Source organism: Bacillus sp. AF62, assembly GCF_050312695.1.
Lineage (GTDB): Bacteria > Bacillota > Bacilli > Bacillales > Bacillaceae_G > Bacillus_A > Bacillus_A cereus.
In genome coordinates, this window is sequence record NZ_JBNPJZ010000290.1 from 1 (window position 1) to 298 (window position 298).

Consider the following 298-nt stretch of genomic DNA (forward strand, 5'->3'; position numbering starts at 1 on the left):
TCTTCTTCCTTCGTAATAAAGTCCTCCTTGCGTAGGGCCCGATTCGGTGGAGTGATTCCCTGCATTTCTACAATAGGACTTGGAATATCCAAGAACTGATACAATTTCTTTAACACGACTGCAATGCGATGAATGCTTTTCTCTCCATACTTTCGTTTGTATATGAGTTCCTGAAAATAGGCTTCAAAATCTTCTTTATCTATCTTGTTCCATACGTTCTGTTCTTGAAAACGATTCGAGGTTTGCAGCCATCTTCCAAAGTCCTCAATATCATAGACATATCGTTTAATTGTGGATG

Annotated in this window: 1 protein-coding gene; it reads right to left on the reverse strand. The window is 38.9% G+C overall.

Going from position 1 to position 298, the window contains the following annotated elements; all coding sequences use genetic code 11:
- Nucleotides 1–298 (reverse strand): site-specific integrase (locus ACQRBL_RS32785; RefSeq protein WP_427736487.1); only part of this gene is annotated, 298 nt, incomplete at both ends.